This window comes from Entomomonas sp. E2T0, from assembly GCF_025985425.1.
GTDB lineage: Bacteria > Pseudomonadota > Gammaproteobacteria > Pseudomonadales > Pseudomonadaceae > Entomomonas.
Window position 1 is genome coordinate 744,029 of the sequence record NZ_CP094972.1, and the last position, 16,799, is coordinate 760,827.

General features: G+C 35.8%; 17 protein-coding genes and 2 tRNA genes. 11 read left to right on the forward strand and 8 right to left on the reverse strand.

Annotated elements, in window-relative coordinates; genetic code table 11:
- Positions 1 to 13: 13 nt before the first annotated feature.
- Entirely contained in the window at positions 14 to 826 is an 813-nt protein-coding gene (locus MTZ49_RS03565) for a hypothetical protein (protein WP_264747022.1), read from the reverse strand.
- A gap of 159 nt (positions 827 to 985) precedes the next feature.
- Complete coding sequence (gene glnE, locus MTZ49_RS03570; protein WP_413774172.1) at positions 986 to 3,925, reverse strand: bifunctional [glutamate--ammonia ligase]-adenylyl-L-tyrosine phosphorylase/[glutamate--ammonia-ligase] adenylyltransferase; 2,940 nt, start codon at positions 3,923 to 3,925, stop codon at positions 986 to 988.
- A 210-nt stretch (positions 3,926 to 4,135) separates the two neighbouring features.
- Between glnE and MTZ49_RS03575 the strand changes: the two genes are divergently transcribed.
- The 4 genes from MTZ49_RS03575 to MTZ49_RS03590 all read left to right on the forward strand — a co-directional run bounded on the left by MTZ49_RS03575 (position 4,136) and on the right by MTZ49_RS03590 (position 7,220).
- Positions 4,136 to 4,212, forward strand: a tRNA-Arg gene (locus MTZ49_RS03575).
- A 1,032-nt stretch (positions 4,213 to 5,244) separates the two neighbouring features.
- Positions 5,245 to 5,475, forward strand: coding sequence for a hypothetical protein (locus MTZ49_RS03580; RefSeq protein WP_264747023.1), 231 nt, complete (start codon positions 5,245 to 5,247; stop codon positions 5,473 to 5,475).
- A 137-nt stretch (positions 5,476 to 5,612) separates the two neighbouring features.
- Positions 5,613 to 6,464: a hypothetical protein gene (locus tag MTZ49_RS03585; protein ID WP_264747024.1), complete on the forward strand. Its 852-nt coding sequence runs from the start codon at positions 5,613 to 5,615 to the stop codon at positions 6,462 to 6,464.
- Between the two features lie 252 nt (positions 6,465 to 6,716).
- A complete protein-coding gene (locus tag MTZ49_RS03590) occupies positions 6,717 to 7,220 on the forward strand; it encodes an OB-fold putative lipoprotein (RefSeq protein ID WP_264747025.1) in 504 nt (167 codons plus the stop codon).
- Between the two features lie 320 nt (positions 7,221 to 7,540).
- Here the strand turns inward: MTZ49_RS03590 and MTZ49_RS03595 are convergent.
- The 4 genes from MTZ49_RS03595 to MTZ49_RS03610 all read right to left on the reverse strand — a co-directional run bounded on the left by MTZ49_RS03595 (position 7,541) and on the right by MTZ49_RS03610 (position 11,245).
- Positions 7,541 to 7,616: transfer RNA gene (locus tag MTZ49_RS03595), tRNA-Phe, on the reverse strand.
- 63 nt (positions 7,617 to 7,679) lie between these two features.
- Positions 7,680 to 7,952: an oxidative damage protection protein gene (locus tag MTZ49_RS03600; protein ID WP_264747026.1), complete on the reverse strand. Its 273-nt coding sequence runs from the start codon at positions 7,950 to 7,952 to the stop codon at positions 7,680 to 7,682.
- A gap of 18 nt (positions 7,953 to 7,970) precedes the next feature.
- Positions 7,971 to 9,008, reverse strand: coding sequence for an A/G-specific adenine glycosylase (mutY, locus tag MTZ49_RS03605; protein WP_264747825.1), 1,038 nt, complete (start codon positions 9,006 to 9,008; stop codon positions 7,971 to 7,973).
- Positions 9,008 to 11,245, reverse strand: a complete 2,238-nt coding sequence (locus tag MTZ49_RS03610; RefSeq protein ID WP_319804742.1) for an AsmA family protein — start codon at positions 11,243 to 11,245, stop codon at positions 9,008 to 9,010. The genes mutY and MTZ49_RS03610 overlap by 1 nt, the downstream gene beginning before the upstream one ends.
- A gap of 124 nt (positions 11,246 to 11,369) precedes the next feature.
- On the opposite strand from MTZ49_RS03610, the gene hisB reads away from it, so the two are divergent.
- Genes hisB through ppa form a run of 7 tightly spaced genes read left to right on the forward strand, consistent with a single transcriptional unit; the run spans position 11,370 to position 15,667 of the window.
- Complete coding sequence (hisB, locus tag MTZ49_RS03615; protein WP_264747028.1) at positions 11,370 to 11,963, forward strand: imidazoleglycerol-phosphate dehydratase HisB; 594 nt, start codon at positions 11,370 to 11,372, stop codon at positions 11,961 to 11,963.
- Positions 11,963 to 12,604: an imidazole glycerol phosphate synthase subunit HisH gene (gene hisH / locus MTZ49_RS03620; protein WP_264747029.1), complete on the forward strand. Its 642-nt coding sequence runs from the start codon at positions 11,963 to 11,965 to the stop codon at positions 12,602 to 12,604. Before hisB ends, hisH begins: the two co-directional genes overlap by 1 nt.
- A 45-nt stretch (positions 12,605 to 12,649) precedes the next feature.
- Entirely contained in the window at positions 12,650 to 13,393 is a 744-nt protein-coding gene (gene hisA / locus MTZ49_RS03625; RefSeq protein WP_264747030.1) for a 1-(5-phosphoribosyl)-5-[(5-phosphoribosylamino)methylideneamino]imidazole-4-carboxamide isomerase, read from the forward strand.
- 14 nt (positions 13,394 to 13,407) lie between these two features.
- A complete protein-coding gene (hisF, locus tag MTZ49_RS03630; protein ID WP_264747031.1) occupies positions 13,408 to 14,178 on the forward strand; it encodes an imidazole glycerol phosphate synthase subunit HisF in 771 nt (256 codons plus the stop codon).
- Positions 14,179 to 14,188: 10 nt separating this feature from the next.
- Complete coding sequence (locus MTZ49_RS03635; protein WP_264747032.1) at positions 14,189 to 14,641, forward strand: GNAT family N-acetyltransferase; 453 nt, start codon at positions 14,189 to 14,191, stop codon at positions 14,639 to 14,641.
- A gap of 1 nt (position 14,642) precedes the next feature.
- Positions 14,643 to 15,083 (forward strand): GNAT family N-acetyltransferase, encoded by a 441-nt coding sequence (locus MTZ49_RS03640; RefSeq protein ID WP_264747033.1) that lies wholly within the window; start codon positions 14,643 to 14,645, stop codon positions 15,081 to 15,083.
- 56 nt (positions 15,084 to 15,139) lie between these two features.
- On the forward strand, positions 15,140 to 15,667 hold the full coding sequence (ppa, locus tag MTZ49_RS03645; protein WP_264747034.1) for an inorganic diphosphatase: 528 nt from the start codon (positions 15,140 to 15,142) through the stop codon (positions 15,665 to 15,667).
- 82 nt (positions 15,668 to 15,749) lie between these two features.
- Here the strand turns inward: ppa and MTZ49_RS03650 are convergent, their stop codons facing one another.
- The gene (locus MTZ49_RS03650) at positions 15,750 to 16,199 is read right to left on the reverse strand and encodes a hypothetical protein (protein WP_264747035.1); all 450 of its coding nucleotides are present in this window, start codon (positions 16,197 to 16,199) and stop codon (positions 15,750 to 15,752) included.
- A gap of 125 nt (positions 16,200 to 16,324) precedes the next feature.
- On the reverse strand, positions 16,325 to 16,618 hold the full coding sequence (locus MTZ49_RS03655) for a hypothetical protein (protein ID WP_264747036.1): 294 nt from the start codon (positions 16,616 to 16,618) through the stop codon (positions 16,325 to 16,327).
- Between the last annotated feature and the right edge of the window lie 181 nt (positions 16,619 to 16,799).

Here is a 16,799-nt window from a genome sequence, read left to right on the forward strand (position 1 = left end):
GCCCATTACCCTTTTATAGGCCTTTTAATAAATCGCTATCACCCATAGTACAAATCAAATTATTTGGAAATTCTTTAGTTAGTTTATTACGATAAACAACTTTGCCATTTTCTTTAGTGGTTTTACCGTTAGTTAATGAGCAATTAATAGCACGGCTTTTAAATAAACTCCAAGGGTTGCGATCTGGTCTCTTCTTAACAGTACTTACTTCTACATTAAGTACAAAATTATCAGCTAATTTCCACTCTTTCAGAGGTGCTAAGATATAGATAAAATTTTCTACAAATCTACTACTAATAAAATAGCCATAGTCCGCCTCTAGTATTGATAAAGGCTGTATATAATTTACCTCTATAATATTATCTCCTTTTTGTAAGGTTCCTGAAAAATCAGCTTTATAAACTTGAAATGAATTTTCAAATCGAGACATAGAGCTAATTTCATCTTCTTGAAAACGGTAGGTATTATCCATAGTCACATTAGTAGTAACCGCTACAGTGTTTATAGTCGCTGTTACTTTAGTATCTATTGGCAAAATAAATTCAAACTTTAAAGCTTCTTTTTCTTTCGTATTTACATGATAAGCAGCATTAACTTGACATTGATAATGATCACAATTTATTTTTAATGTTTCCTGTAAAACCTCAAGATTAGGTAAGGAATTATTTTCCATGTTAGCGCTATCTACTTGTGGCGCTTTTAATACGGAGGATGGTGGCTGCCAGTTTCTCATGGCAGCTCGCATATTTGCCATGGCATACGTCGTAAATAGCAATATTATCATTATGGCTAACACTAAAGGTTCTTTTCTTAACAACGTTGTCATTTAATCATGTTCCATCAAAACTTCTACATCATGAGTGTAAAATTACAAATATTTTTAGCAAGCAGTATTATGAACTCATATTTCCGCTACTTCTTCATCCAAACCATTAACTGCACAACAAGTATTGGATATTGTAACGCAGCAGTTACCAAGTAAATATTAATTTAACCCAAGAGAATACCAAAAACTCATTACTCTTTTCCGCTCTTCGATAAACTGATCAGCAGCTACTAAATTGGGCTCATTTTGTAATGCTAATTTATGTACCACAGAACGATAAGCTCGATAAGTATCTTGTAACCAAAGTGCATCTTCTGGTGTCATCAGAGGAGTTTCTGCCATTGCGTCTAAAATACGGATATTATCGGTATAAACAGATAACTCAGGGTATTTCCAAGACCATGCTAATGTAACAAACTGAGTCATAAACTCAATATCTACCATACCGCCTGCATCATGCTTTAAATTAAACAACTGATCTGCTGCAAATGCATTATTACCTAGTCCAGCATTAGTATGTTGCGTCCCTAAGTTATCGCGCATTTTTTTGCGCATTTCACTGACTTCTGTTTGCAGCTGTGTTAGATCACGTTGCTTTCCTAACACCTCAATACGTATTTTTTCAAATGCTTCTGCTACATCGGAAGCACCTGTTAATACTCTAGCTCTTACTAAAGCCTGATGCTCCCAAGTCCACGCCTCATTTTCTTGATATCTTTGAAAGGCTGCCAAACTACTTACTAATAAACCTGATGCACCTGAAGGCCTTAAACGCATATCCACTTCATATAAAATACCAGAGGTGGTTTGAGTGGTTAAAATATGGATAATCCGCTGGCCTAAACGGGTAAAAAATAACAAACCATCAATTGATTTAGCACCATCTGTCTCAGACTGAGGATCACCATTATGGATAAAAACAAGGTCAAGATCTGAGTTATGCCCCATCTCTATACCACCCACCTTACCATAACCAATAATAATATAATCCAAATCACAAGATGTGCCATCCAATCGTTGTGGAACACCATATTTAGACACACATTGACGCCATGCTAAATGCAATACTTCAGTTAAAATAGCCTCAGCTAACCATGTTAGATAATCACTCACTTTCATTAGTGGTAAATTACCTGTAATTTCAGAAGCTGCCACCCTTAAACGATGTGCTAATTTAAAATGCCTAAGTGCTTCCATTTGCTGCTCTAAATCATCCTCAGGAATACGTGCTAAATGTTGCCGTAACTCTGCTGCTAATTCTGCTGCTTTGGGTGGACTAAATAATTTTTCTTCATTTAGCAATTCATCAAGTAACACTGGGTAATGAGTAATTTGCTCAGCAATCCATGGGCTTGCTGCACAAAGCTTTAACAACCTTTTTAAAGCACCTGGATTTTCCGTAAGTAACACTAAATAAACTGAGCGACGGGCTACCGCTTCGATTAAAGGTAATACTCTTAATATACTTAAAGTGGGTTGTTCTAACTCTATAGCAGCATTAATTAAGCGTGGCACAAAAGCGTCTAATCGCTCTTTTCCCGTGCGCTGAATAGATCTCAAGCTAGGGCTATGACGTAAATCCATTAACTTCTGATAAAGTTCTTGAACATCTGTAAAACCCACTTCCGCTAACTGGTTACAGGAATTTTCTTCATCTTGTGTTCTTATCCATAAAGGAAACCACTCTTCACCTATAGTTTGGCTAGCCTCTTGTTCCTCTTCTTCTGGATCAGCAATCACTTGCTTAAAATGCCAATCAATTCGCTCACGATATTTTGTTAAGGCATCATAAAATGCTTGCCAATTTTCATAACCCATCATAAAAGCTACACGAGCTTGATCTGTTGGATTATCTGGTAACATTTGCGTTTGTTTATCGGCAATAGCTTGGATAGCATGTTCTACATAGCGTAAGAAACAATTGACTGACTTTAACTCATCAACAACGGCTGAAGGAAGATATCCCTCACCTGCTAAAGTATCCAATACTTTTAGCAAAGGTCGTTGTTGTAAGCTTAAATCCCTTCCTCCATGAATTAACTGAAAAGCTTGTGCAATAAACTCAATCTCTCTAATACCACCTGAACCAAGTTTAATATTTTCACTCATACCCTTACGTTTAACTTCCTGTTGAATCAACTGCTTCATTGTGCGTAATGCTTCAATAGCCGTAAAATCAAGATAACGCCTATACACAAAAGGTCTTAAAATATCTATTAAATCTTTGCCTGTTTCCTTATCACCAGCCACAACACGTGCTTTAATCATGGCATAACGTTCCCAATCACGCCCTTGATCTTGATAATACTGCTCCATTGCAGGAAAACTATAAACTAAAGGACCGCTTGAACCATAAGGACGCAGACGCATATCTACCCGAAAAACAAAACCATCAATAGTAATACTATCTAATGCTTTAATTAGCTTCTGGCCTAATCGTGTAAAAAACTCCTGATTATCTAGAGATTTCTTGGCTCCCTCTGTTTCTCCCCCTTCAGGATAGGCAAAAATTAGATCAATATCTGAAGAAAGGTTTAGCTCTTGAGCCCCTAGTTTACCCATTCCTAAAATAATTAAATGCTGTGGCTGTTTAGTATATCTACCAATGGGTACACCAAAAACCTTGGCTTGCTCTCTATATAACCAATGATAGGCCTGATCTATACTTGCATCCGCAAAATCAGAAAGATTCTTACAAGTTTCTATTAAATCTGCTTGCCTTGTAATATCACGCCAGATAATACGAATTTGCTGACGATTACGTGCCTTACGTAAACAACTTAATAACTCATCCTCTGTACTACAAGCATCTACAACTTTTGCTAACTGCTCAACAATCTCCTGAGTACTAACACTACGATCGAATTCATCACTTTCTAATAATTCTAATAGTATTTCTGGACAACGTCTGACTTGCTCTACAACAAACTCACTACAAGCCAATACCCTAGCTAATTGTTGCTGTTTTCCTTCAGACCATTGCTGATAAGCCTTACTATCTAAACCTTTGTCTGCCAAAGCTTCTGAAAAAGCATTGATGCCATGTAACTTCATTGACTGTAAAGATTCAGGCATAGCAATAAGTGCAGGTTTATTCATAGCAACATCCAAGAAGTTATTAGTTTTACGTCAAAGTATCAATAATAGACCAATTTATTATTTTTTAATTGATCTATTATAAGTAACTAAACCCTTTTCAGTAAAAATTAATAACTTAATAATTTAATTTCTATTTTTGCTACAAATGAAACAACCAAAAGTATAGACTATTAACTATTATATGCGTATTATTATGCCCCTCTTCTATATGCACTCGTAGCTCAGCTGGATAGAGTACTGCCCTCCGAAGGCAGGGGTCGTGGGTTCAACTCCCGCCGAGTGCGCCATAAGACCAAAACTTTAGCAAAACTAATAAAATAAAAAATTCTCAATGACAGCAAAAGATCATATAAACGGCGCTAATTAATATAAGGATTTAAAATCAAATTAATACTGTCTTTTAGACAATGGTTCTATTTTATTGCAATAAAGAACTTACAATTTAAATCTTATGGTTAATTAGCCAGTTATAGGTCTTTTTGCCTAAGATTTTTCGTATTTTACACTTCAATTTATTTGTCATGCATGGAGTTTTCTATGCTCAATTTTTTTATTTTTATATCTCAACATGGTAATTATTATTTGCGGGGAATCTTGTATGATTCAAGTAAATTTACCTAGTCTTTCTGTCAGTCTAGAAGATGCTACTAAGATGACGGGATACTCGCATACAACTATTTATTATACAAATAGTATTGGTAGTTGGTTCCTTTTAAAAGCGATAAGGAATCCACAGCAAATAAAGAGTAATGCTAAAAATATTAATAGAAATCTTTTCATAATAATTAAATTAATATGTAAGTCCCCAAGCTTCTACCACCTCTTTAAAGAAGTTATGATCAAAATCTAAGATAGTAGGTTACAGATTTTTTGGTGGGAGATTTCATATTATAAGCACGTGTTAGTTTGTTTTTTTCAACTCTTTGCGTGCAAAAAGAACTTAAAATATACAACTAAATAAATATAAAATGCAGGATCAGTATTGCCAATTTGTTGATAGATAATAGACATCCTTACCAAAATAAAGCTAGTCACAAAGGCTAATATAACAAAACAAATAACACCTTTCATTTATTGCTAAATATGCTTGTTGCGTCATTTAACAATTTGGTTGATATGATAACTAGTTTTTGCAAGCAAAGGCTTGATCATACTAAGTAAAGTTTAATTATTAGTTTAATATTTTATATGATATAGCTTGCGCTGCAAGTATCGAATAGTCACTATCTAATTATTGTTAATTACCAACTTGTCATAACATATTAGACTATAGTATTATTTGGTAACAATTTATTTAAAAATTACTGGAGTAATTATTTATGCAGCTATTTTCTAAGTTAGTTATTGTTGCCATAAGTTTAGTTTTTTTCGCTGGATGTGCTGATCAACAAGTTCAAAAAACTACTAATACCACAAATGAAGTGGCTGACAATGTTGATCAATCTATGGATACCTTTGATAAAGCAATGGATACTGGTGACAAAGTTATGAATACTGTTGATCGCACACAAAATCGTATTGATCGCTTTTTAAGAGTATTAGATAGATAAGCATATATAAAGTTTAAAAGTCTTTTTTTCTAATCAAGAGTTATAAGCTGTTATATTTTAAAATAATTAATAACTCTTGATATTTCAATATATTAATATCACCATAACAAAACTTAACATATAAAAATAGGGATTTTATGAGAAAATATGCTACTTCTCTGTTTGCACTTAGCTTATTAATATACCCATTATCAATACAGGCCAAAGCGTCTGAGACAAACTGTCAAAAAACGCCTCTTATACAAGGGGTAGATGAGAGTAGTTTACAGAGTTGGCAAAAATGGCAACAGTTTAACTCTCTTGAGGCTAACTTAAAAGGTGATGGGAAAACTCAAGAATTGTTAGTCATGGGAAATAAAGCAACTAATGAATGGGTAGTTGTTATTGAAGATGCAGGGCAAAAGACTCTAGTCTATGCTGAAAAAAGCACTCAACCATTACAAATAGCTACAACCACTATTGATGAAGTATCTACACTACAAGTTATAAATCCAGAAACTAAACAAGCTTATGATATTTCTTATAACAGGCCTGATGATTTTTCTATTTGCCCTACTAAGAAGCAAACAAAACGCTCTAACTATCTATGCACTGGCATTGGCGAAATACACGAACTACCAAAAATGACAGCTGACTATGATCCTAACTCTCACCAAGTAGATTTTGATGAAGATGGTGTTAAAGAGACTTTTAATAATAAAATTATCCCTGGAAACCATGGCATAAGACATCTCTATACGGTGAAAGATGGTAGTGGATATTCAACAGTTGTTTATAACAAAACATTTAGTTGGGAAAACACAGCTACTACATTCACAAACGCTTATGCGCTAAATGGTGGTAAACCAGTTATTCATATAATTCTTGCTAAGCAAGGACGAACAGTAGATGCAGTTGAGATTAACTACCTAGGTAAAGGTCAATTTACTACTTGCCCTTTATCTAATGGTATCCAAATTCTTCAAGCCTATAACATACCAACACAATAAGGTATATAAGAAGTAGCCAATTTATAATTTCTCCCACGTAACGGGAGAAATTATACTTTAAAAAGTTGAGCTACTATTCATTGATAGCAATTATCAAACAGTTGTATAATTTTGTTACTTATTGTCATCTAAGGATTTAGATATTTCAAATTTTACTCATGATAATATTTTTAGTGTTAATTAAATTTTTTTAGGGAATTATATGATGAATTATTTAAAAGTTATGTTAACTATGGGATCATCTTTTTTTTATTGGCTGGTTGTGAGCATGTACAAAATGCACTAGATGCTTCTGAGCAAGCATTAAATACCTCTCAAAATATTAGAGAAAACTTAGAGGGAGTAACTAATGGTTCTGGTAGCAGTTTCCCTCAAGGATCTGCTCAAACTATTTCATTAGAACAAATATGGAATGACTATAAACAAAGCTCAGCCGCTGCCAGTTCAAAATGGGAAGGAAAAACTGTTATTTTATCAGGCAAGGTTCAAGGTGTAGAAAAAAAGAAACGTATGCCTACAGTTAATGAAAACTCACCATCAGTAACCTATTATTCTGTGACAATCCAAGATTTAAAAAATACAGAATGTTCAGCTCTTGTAAGTATGAATGAAAACTCATCAACAACAAGAAAAGTTTTAGCACTTAGGACAGGCGATACGGTTTCAATTAGTGCAAAACTTTCTGAAACGTCACGCTTTTTATCAGGTTCAATATCAAGTAGTGTATATTCTTTTGAAAATGGCTTGTTAAAATAAAATTATTCAATATTTAGAGTAAGCTAGATAATAATTCGCTTACTCTAAACAACATACCCATCATTTCATACATTAAACAATCTAACTACATATTTAATTCTGATAATAATGTTTGCCAGAGGAAAAGCTGGTATAGATTGTACTGCAACAATATCAGGAAGTTTGCTGAAATGTATCTCTGTTTCTTTTACTGATGCCATTAAAAGCCAAACCTTGCTTAATTTTACCTTATAACAAATAAAAATGGGGTACAAATAGAGGGGAAGTTTATTTTAGATAATAAAAAAGCCTAGTTAAATCAATTAACTAGGCTTTATATATGGTGCTCGGAGGCGGAATCGAACCGTCGACACGAGGATTTTCAATCCTCTGCTCTACCGACTGAGCTATCCGAGCAATGGGTCGCTATTAAACTGTTTTTAACGCTGACTGTCAAGAGTCTAATGAAAAAATTATTTTCTAATTTGAAGGAGGAACATAACCTTCTGCTTTAGCATAAGCTGCACCAAGAAAAAATTTCTCCATCTGTTCTTGTAAAAACTTACGATGTTCAGCATTCATCATATTAAGATGCTTTTCATTAATCAGCATTGTTTGTTCTTTTGTCCATTCATCCCAAGCTTTTTTAGAAATATTTTCATAGATATCTTGGCCTTTTGGACCTGGATAAGGAGGATTATCTAAACCTTCTAATTCTTGCTGATATTTACGACAAAAAACCATACGTGCCATTTGTATACTCCTACTAATTTAGCTTACTTGAGCTAATAACTTCTTTACAGGGGCGGCTAGCCCTAAACGAGGTGGTTGGGTTAAGTTATACCAGATTTGGGTGTTTTCAGCCACTTTATTAACATTTGGGCTAACTTCTATAAGATAAGGTTCTATCGTTAGTTGAAAATGACTAAACGTGTGTATAAGCTTTGTTAATGGCTTTTCAGCCACGATTGTCAAACCATGTTGTTTTGCGTAACTTTGTAATTCTGCTTGGTTTTGCACTTCAGGTAAGCTCCATAATCCCCCCCAAAGGCCTGTATTGGGTCTTTGATAAAGTAGAATGGCATCTTGATGCTTAAACAAGGGCATAATTACATGCTTCTGTGGTAACTCTTTTTTAGGCTTAGGATTTGGATAAGCTTTGGTAGTACCCGCTATTCTCGCTTTACAATCAGCTTGTATCGGGCACAACAGGCAATTAGGCTTAGTACGTGTACAAAGCATAGCCCCCATATCCATCATGGCTTGAGTATAATGATTAACGCGTTCATTAGGTGTTAACTGTTCAGCAATTTCCCAAAGCCGTTTAGCTACCTTAGTTTCTCCAGGATAACCTTGTACCGCAAAATAACGACACAATACACGTTTAACATTGCCATCTAAAATAGCAGCTCTCTTGTTCATTGCTAGGCTAAGAATTGCACCAGCAGTAGAACGCCCTATACCTGACAGTTCAGTTAGTTCTTCTACTGTATCAGGAAAGATACCTTGATAGTCATTGGTAATGATTTGTGCTGTTTTTTGTAAGTTTCTTGCCCTACTGTAGTAGCCAAGCCCTGTCCACAGGTGTAGAACCTCATCTTGTGGAGCATTTGCCAAGGCTTGAACCGTTGGTAACGACTCCATAAAACGAGAAAAGTAATTGATTACTGTAGAAACTTGGGTTTGCTGTAACATAATCTCAGAAACCCAAACTTTATAGGGAGTTACATCTTGCTGCCAAGGTAGGTGCTTGCGACCATGTTGGTCATACCATACAAGCACCTTCTCAGCAAAGGATACAGCGTTTATCACTTCTTCAGAATGCCTTTTAAAATCCCTTCAACATTAGGTGCTTTATCACCTAATTTCTCTTCAAGCTTCTTATTTAATTTGTCTTTTTCTTTATCTAACGCTTTATTAACTTCTTCTTTAGCTTTATTTTTACCAACCTCTAAAGCCATTTGACCAATAGCACCCGTATCAATACCACATAGACCACCACCTGCAAGTACTGAACCTTTACAGAGTAATGGGAAGTCGACACCAGCAACATCTTTATTTACCTTACAGGCTGGATCACCACTAACATCTTGCTCACCTTTTAACGCTAGGGCAATTTGGTAATCAACCATCATGGTAGGAACATTGAAAGTACCCTTACCTTTGGTTTCAAAACCAGCAATAGAGATAACTAAGTCTTGGTTGCTAGCAACACCATTAGTAATATTTACTGACCCTTTTAATTGGTTAAATTTAGTCTCTGTACGATTAAATTGAGAAGTTAAAGATTGTTTTCTCACTAAAGCAACTGCTCGGCAAACTTGATACTCAAAGTTTTCACCAATTAATGCACCATCATTTACCACAAAGTTAGCAGTACCATTTAGGCCTTTTACTAAGGCAGCTTGGCTTACACCCGCAGTCCGGATATTACCGTTAAAGTTTAAGTTACCTCTAATAGAAATATCTTTCATATCTTGACTGGCTAATAGCTTATCCATAGGAATATTGCTAATAGTTGGCTGTATTGTAATTTGAGGCGTATTGGAGCTAGCATTTACTGAACCTTTTACATTAATAGAGCCAGTAAATAATTTACCACCAACATTTTGTAAATTGATCACACCATTTTTAGCCGTTAATTTCGCACCAAACCCTTGCCATGGTAATTTTTTAACTGTTAATTGGTTAATAGTTAAGTCCGCATCTATATCTAAACCACGTAAACTTTTAGGATCAAACATAGCATCATTACTCCAAACAGGCTGGTTAACAGTAACTGTTTTACCTGTACCTGTTGTAGTGGTGGTTGCTTTAGTGTTTTGCGCAGTTTGTTTAGTTTCTGGTGGTAAATAGTTATCTACATTAATAGAATCACCTGTTAGCTTAACTTTTATTGCTTGTTTTGCTAAGTCAGTAATAGCTATATTGCCTGTAAAGTTAGTGCTATCTAATTTGATTTTTAAATCATTTAAAGCAACTGCTTTAGTAGAACCAGATAGGTTTGTAGAAAAACCTACTTGAGTTAATGCTTTACTATCAGCCATTTCTGGTAATGCAACACCAATATCTGTTAGTACTTTACGTAAGTTAAAGGTATCGGCTGTTATCACCCCTTTTACTGTTGGCACAGTGCCTGTAATATTTGCAGCATTAATACTACCTGATATTTTTAAATCATCTAAGGTTAGGCCAAGTTTATTCCAAGCAGCCGTATTAGCTTTTAAGTCCGCAACAAGATCACCTTTAGCCGTGAAACTAGCTGTTTTACCATTAAACATATCACCTGAAATATCACTTGCTAAATCAAGCCCCTTTACTTCATAACGCTGTGCATCAAGATCATAAACTAACTGACCTTGTAAGTTAACAGTGGTAGACAACTTAGGTTGTGCACTTTTAAGATTAGCACCTAATTTAACTGTTACAGGTTCACCAATACGAATAGTTCCTGTAGATAGATGCACATCATTAATTGTATAGTCTTGTCCTGCTTTTAAATCTTTATAAATGATTTTAGTATTGTTAATGGTAATACTATTCACATCTAAATTAATTTTACCGTTACCTGTAGATTCTGTTGGCTGCTTTTCAGTTGGTTTATCGGTAGTAGTCTGTGTATTTTCCGCTGTTGTGGTTTGTCCCACTTTATCCCAGTTGGTTTTGCCTTGTGCGTCTTTTTCCAAATCAACAACGAGGCCATCAATATTAACGTCATTCATTTGGATTTGACCTTTAAATAAAGGCAGTAATTTTACTGAAAGGTCTAACTCTTTAACCTGTGCAAAAGGTTTTTCTGGGCTTTCTACACTAGCTGCACTGGTATTTTGAATAGAAATACCTAGCCATGGATAAAATGTCCAGCTAATATCCCCATCAATTTTGAGCTCCATATTAGCTTTTTCTTTAACTAGATTCTGAATTTCAGCCTTGTAATTATTAGGGTTAAAGAACAAAATCAACCCAAAAAACAGCAGGAGAATTAGAACAACAAGTCCTATGATAAAATAACTGAGATATTTAATTGCCTTCATAATTTTTTCCATTTTAAAGCGGTTTACTATACAGTATAGTATCTTGAATTCTTTATTCTATAATTTTTAGCCAACTAACGTATTTATTTTAACATTTAGTTATAATAAATATTTTATACGACTAATTGGAGCAGCAATGGTTGAACGTAGCGCAACCGTTAAACGTGATACAAAAGAAACACAAATAAAGGTATCAGTTAACCTTGACGGTACAGGCAAAGCCAAGTTTGATACTGGCATTCCTTTTCTTGAACATATGCTAGATCAAATAGCTAGGCATGGTCTAGTAGACTTAGATATCACCTGTAATGGCGATATCCACATTGATGATCATCACAGTGTTGAAGATATCGGTATCACTCTAGGTGAAGCGGTTAATCAAGCAATTGGTGATAAAAAAGGTATTCGTCGTTATGGCCATGCCTATGTTCCATTAGATGAGGCATTATCTAGGGTTGTGATTGATTTTTCTGGTCGTCCTAGCCTACAAATGCATGTGCCTTTTACAAGAGGTACAGTAGGTAAGTTTGATGTAGAGTTATTTTCAGAGTTCTTCCATGGTTTTGTTAATCACGCCAAAGTAACATTGCATATTGATAACTTACGTGGCGCGAATGCTCATCACCAAATAGAAACTGTATTTAAGGCCTTTGGTCGTGCGCTTCGTATGGCTATAGAACACGATCCGCGAATGGCCGACCAAATTCCTTCCACTAAAGGGTGTTTGTAATGCAAACGGTGGCTGTGATTGACTATGGAATGGGTAATCTCCATTCCGTAGCAAAAGCTTTGGAACATGTTGGTGCAGGCCGTGTCATAGTAACTAGTGACGCTGATATTATTAGGGAAGCAGATCGGATAGTATTTCCTGGTGTTGGAGCTATTCGAGACTGTATGGCGGAAATTCGTCGCCTAGGTTTTGATGAGTTAGTGAAAGAAATTAGTGGTACACGTCCTTTCCTAGGCATCTGTGTTGGTATGCAGGCCTTATTTGATAGCAGTGAAGAAAATAATGGCGTTGACTGTATAGGACTATTTTCAGGTGAAGTTAAGTTTTTTGGTAAAGACCTACATGAAACCAATGATGAACGATTAAAAGTTCCTCATATGGGTTGGAATGAAGTAAACCAATCGCTAGATCACCCACTATGGCATGAAATTCCTAATCAAGGTCGTTTTTATTTTGTACATAGCTACTATGCAAAAGTAACAAACAACCAACAACTAGTAGGTACTACTCACTACGGTGTAGATTTTGCTGCTGCAGTAGCTAAGGGCTCTTGTTTTGCTGTGCAATTCCACCCTGAAAAAAGCCATACACATGGCTTACAGCTATTACAAAATTTCGTTACATGGGATGGTTATTGGTAAGCCTAATTATTACCCTTTCCCATTAAATTACTCTGAAGGTGAAATATGTTAGTTATTCCAGCTATTGATTTAAAAGATGGCGCATGTGTTAGATTACGCCAAGGTAAAATGACCGATGTTACCGTTTTTTCTGATGACCCTGTAGCAGTAGCTGCAAAATGGGTTGAAGCTGGCTGTAAACGACTACATCTAGTAGATTTAAACGGTGCCTTTGAAGGAAAACCAGTTAGCGCCCCTATCGTACAGGCTATTGCTCACAAATTCCCAGATCTGCCTATTCAAGTGGGTGGTGGTATTCGCTCTCTAGAAACCATCGATCAATACCTAATGACAGGTGTTAATTACGTTATTATTGGTACTAAAGCGGTAAAAGACCCTCATTTTATTAAAGAAGCCTGTAGCAACTTCCCAGACAAAATTATTGTTGGTATTGATGCGATGGAAGGCATGGTAGCCACTGATGGCTGGGCAGAAATTAGCTCACATCGTGTAGAAGATATTGCTAAACGTTTTGAAGACTATGGTGTATCAGCCATTGTTTATACAGATATTAGCCGCGATGGCATGCTACAAGGCTGTAATGTAGAGCACACAGCAGCATTAGCTGCCTCTACCTCAATCCCCATTATTGCCTCAGGTGGCATCCATACTATTGACGATGTTCAAACACTATTAGACGCTAACCAACCTAATATCACAGGTGTTATCACTGGCCGTGCTATTTATGAAAATACTTTAGACTTAGGTGAAGCCCAAAGACTTTGCGATGAATACAAAGCTAAAAAATAATATCTGGAGTTAATATGGCACTAGCAAAACGCATTATCCCTTGTTTAGATGTTGATAACGGTCGTGTGGTAAAAGGCGTAAAGTTTGAAAATATTCGTGATGCAGGAGACCCTGTAGAAATTGCGCGCCGTTATAACGAACAAGGGGCAGATGAAATCACCTTTTTAGATATTACTGCCTCCGTGGATAATCGTAATACAACCCTACATACTGTAGAAAGAATGGCTAGTGAAGTATTTATTCCATTAACCGTAGGCGGTGGTGTAAGAACTATAGAAGATATCCGTAACCTACTTAATGCAGGCGCGGATAAAGTATCCATTAACACTGCTGCGGTATTTAACCCTGAGTTTGTTCAAGAGGCGGCTGAACGCTTTGGTTCACAGTGTATTGTAGTAGCGATTGATGCTAAAAAAGTTTCCACAGGTGATGAACAACCCCGTTGGGAAATCTTTACCCATGGCGGACGTAAACCTACAGGATTAGACGCGGTAGAATGGGCAAGAAAAATGGAAGCATTGGGTGCTGGTGAAATATTACTCACTAGTATGGATCAAGATGGTATGAAAAATGGTTTTGACCTTGGTGTAACCTGTGCTATTAGTGAAGCTATCTCACTACCCGTTATTGCTTCTGGTGGCGTTGGTAATCTACAGCACCTAGCTGATGGCATTATTTACGGCAAAGCCGATGCAGTACTAGCTGCTAGTATTTTCCACTTTGGCGAATACACCATTCCAGAAGCTAAAGCATTTATGGCAGAACAAGGCATCACTATTCGCTAATAGGCACGCTATGACAACCATTACTGTAAGAGCTATTACCTCAGAAGATTATCAACAATGGGTAAAGCTCTATACAGGCTACATCACCTTTTGTCGTAGAACTTTTGACCAACAAAGTGTGACTACGCTATGGCAATGGCTCATGCAACACAAAGTATTCTGCTCTGTTGCTATTGTGGATGGACAATTTATTGGCCTTGCCCACTCACAAGAACTATTCTCCCCCCTTAATGGCAAATTAACGGGCTACTTAGAAGACCTATTTGTAGTAGAAGAATACCGAGGCAAAGGCGTAGCAGATTTACTAATAGAAGATTTAAAACGTTTAGCTAAAGACAGAAATTGGTTATTTATTCGTTGGAAAACCCGAGAAAACAACTACCGTGCCAAAGCCTTCCACGATAAAATAGCTAGAAAAACCATTTGGCACACCTATCAATTGGATATAAACAAGGCAAAATAAAATGACAAATGTAATTATTCGATTTGTAGAAGAAAAAGACTACCAACAATGGATTGATGTTTACAAAGGCTATATTAGCTTTTACCAACGTGACTTTGATGAAAAGAAAGTAGCTACTGTATGGCAATGGATTAAAGATAAAAAAATGTTTGCCTTAGTAGCAGAGCTAGAGGGAGAACTGGTTGGCTTAGCCCACTACCGTGAAATGCTTTCCCCTCTAAATGGTTTTACTGTAGGTTTTTTAGATGACCTATTTGTAAACCCTGACTGTCGTGGTAAAAAAGTAGTCGATGCTTTAATGCAAGCACTTAAGCAACAAGCGCAACAACAAGGCTGGCCATTTATTCGCTGGATTACTGCAGAGAATAATTACCGTGCTAAAGCATTTTACGATAGAATTGCCACCAAAACCGCTTGGAATACATACCAAATGGATTGTTAAGCTATTTTTATTAACCTTATTATTAACTAACTTTATTGATAACTTGGAGCAACCTAATGAGTTATAGTGACATCCCAGCAGGTAAAGATATCCCTAATGATATCTATGTAGCAATTGAAATCCCAGCTAACCACGACCCTATCAAATACGAAATCGACAAAGATTCAGACACCTTATTTGTAGATCGTTTTATCGCTACCCCCATGTTCTACCCTGCTAACTACGGTTATATTCCTAACACCCTAGCAGACGATGGCGACCCATTAGATGTGCTAGTAATTACCCCTTACCCAGTAGCGGCTGGCTCAGTTATTCGTGCACGTCCTATTGGCGTATTAAATATGACTGACGAAGCAGGTGGTGATGCCAAATTAGTAGCTGTTCCTCATGAAAAACTAACACCTCTTTATAACAATGTTAAAGAGTGTTCAGACTTACCACAGTTACTCCTAGACCAAATTAAACACTTCTTCGAACACTACAAAGACCTAGAAAAAGGCAAATGGGTTAAATTAGAAGGCTGGGGCGACTCAAATGCTGCTAAAGAAGAAATTAAAAAAGCAGTCGCTAACTACAAAAAATAATGGTTTATCAAAACAATAAAAGGCTAGTAATTACTAGCCTTTTATTTATCTTATTACTATATAATCAATAGTTTAATATTGCTCACTTAATATTATCACAATCTACTTTATTAATTTTAATACTATAGCCTAGTTGGTTATCATTACCATAGAAATTGGTTATTATTGTACCTTTATTTAATGGATTAACTTTCCTGTCAAATAAACACTGAAACTGTATTGTTTTTGACTCTAATTCTTCTTTGATATCCCTATACATTTTTTTACTTTCTTCTGAAGATAACTTTGTATAAGAGTAATTGTAAATAAGTGTATTTTTATCGGCCATTAAGCTTATTAAAGTTATATTCCTAGTTATACACATAGGAAGTTTTTTATTCATTTCTTCAGCTACACTTTTTAAAGTCTCGGTTAAAGACGAATTTGTATCATCACTAGTTTGTGCATACAAATTGCTATGACTTATGATAAATAAAAATAGTATAAATAAAAAAGAATCGTTAACTAATTTTAGTACTCTTTTTAATTCCATATTAAATCTACCTTTTTTTATTAATTAGTAACTTTCTTTGAATAGTTGACTATTATAACTAACTCTTTAAGTATACAAAGAGAACTTGTTTACAAAAGAGCTTATTAATAAGCCCTTTATAACGATTATTCATCTTTTTCAACTTCTAATGTTAAAGAGCTTAATGCCTCAAATAACGTATTAGCATCATTTAATAAATAGCTAGCAACCACTGACAGTACTGCTGTGTTATTAGGAGATGAGCCTTTAAAATCATGCAATATATCTAGTAGATTAAGAATAGCTTGTAGTCTTGCACTGGCGCACTCATAAATGGCGTCCATAGGTGCATTAGCATCGTAATATAAAACATTTTCACTATTACCCTGTGAGGCTGGACTTAAGGGAATAAAACGGGGAAATTTTGAGGGTTTAGTCATTGCCTGCTTCTGTATCCTTGTGAGCCTCCCTTTTTAATAATTAGGGAGGCGGAACTGTGTACAGGTTGGCAGACCGATACGCTCGGAAATCGGCACACTCCGAAGAGTGTCCCGTACACAGCCCGCCATAAAAAATACAGACGAACTGATCCGCGCAGACTAAGTGACTAGCTGCGGCCGA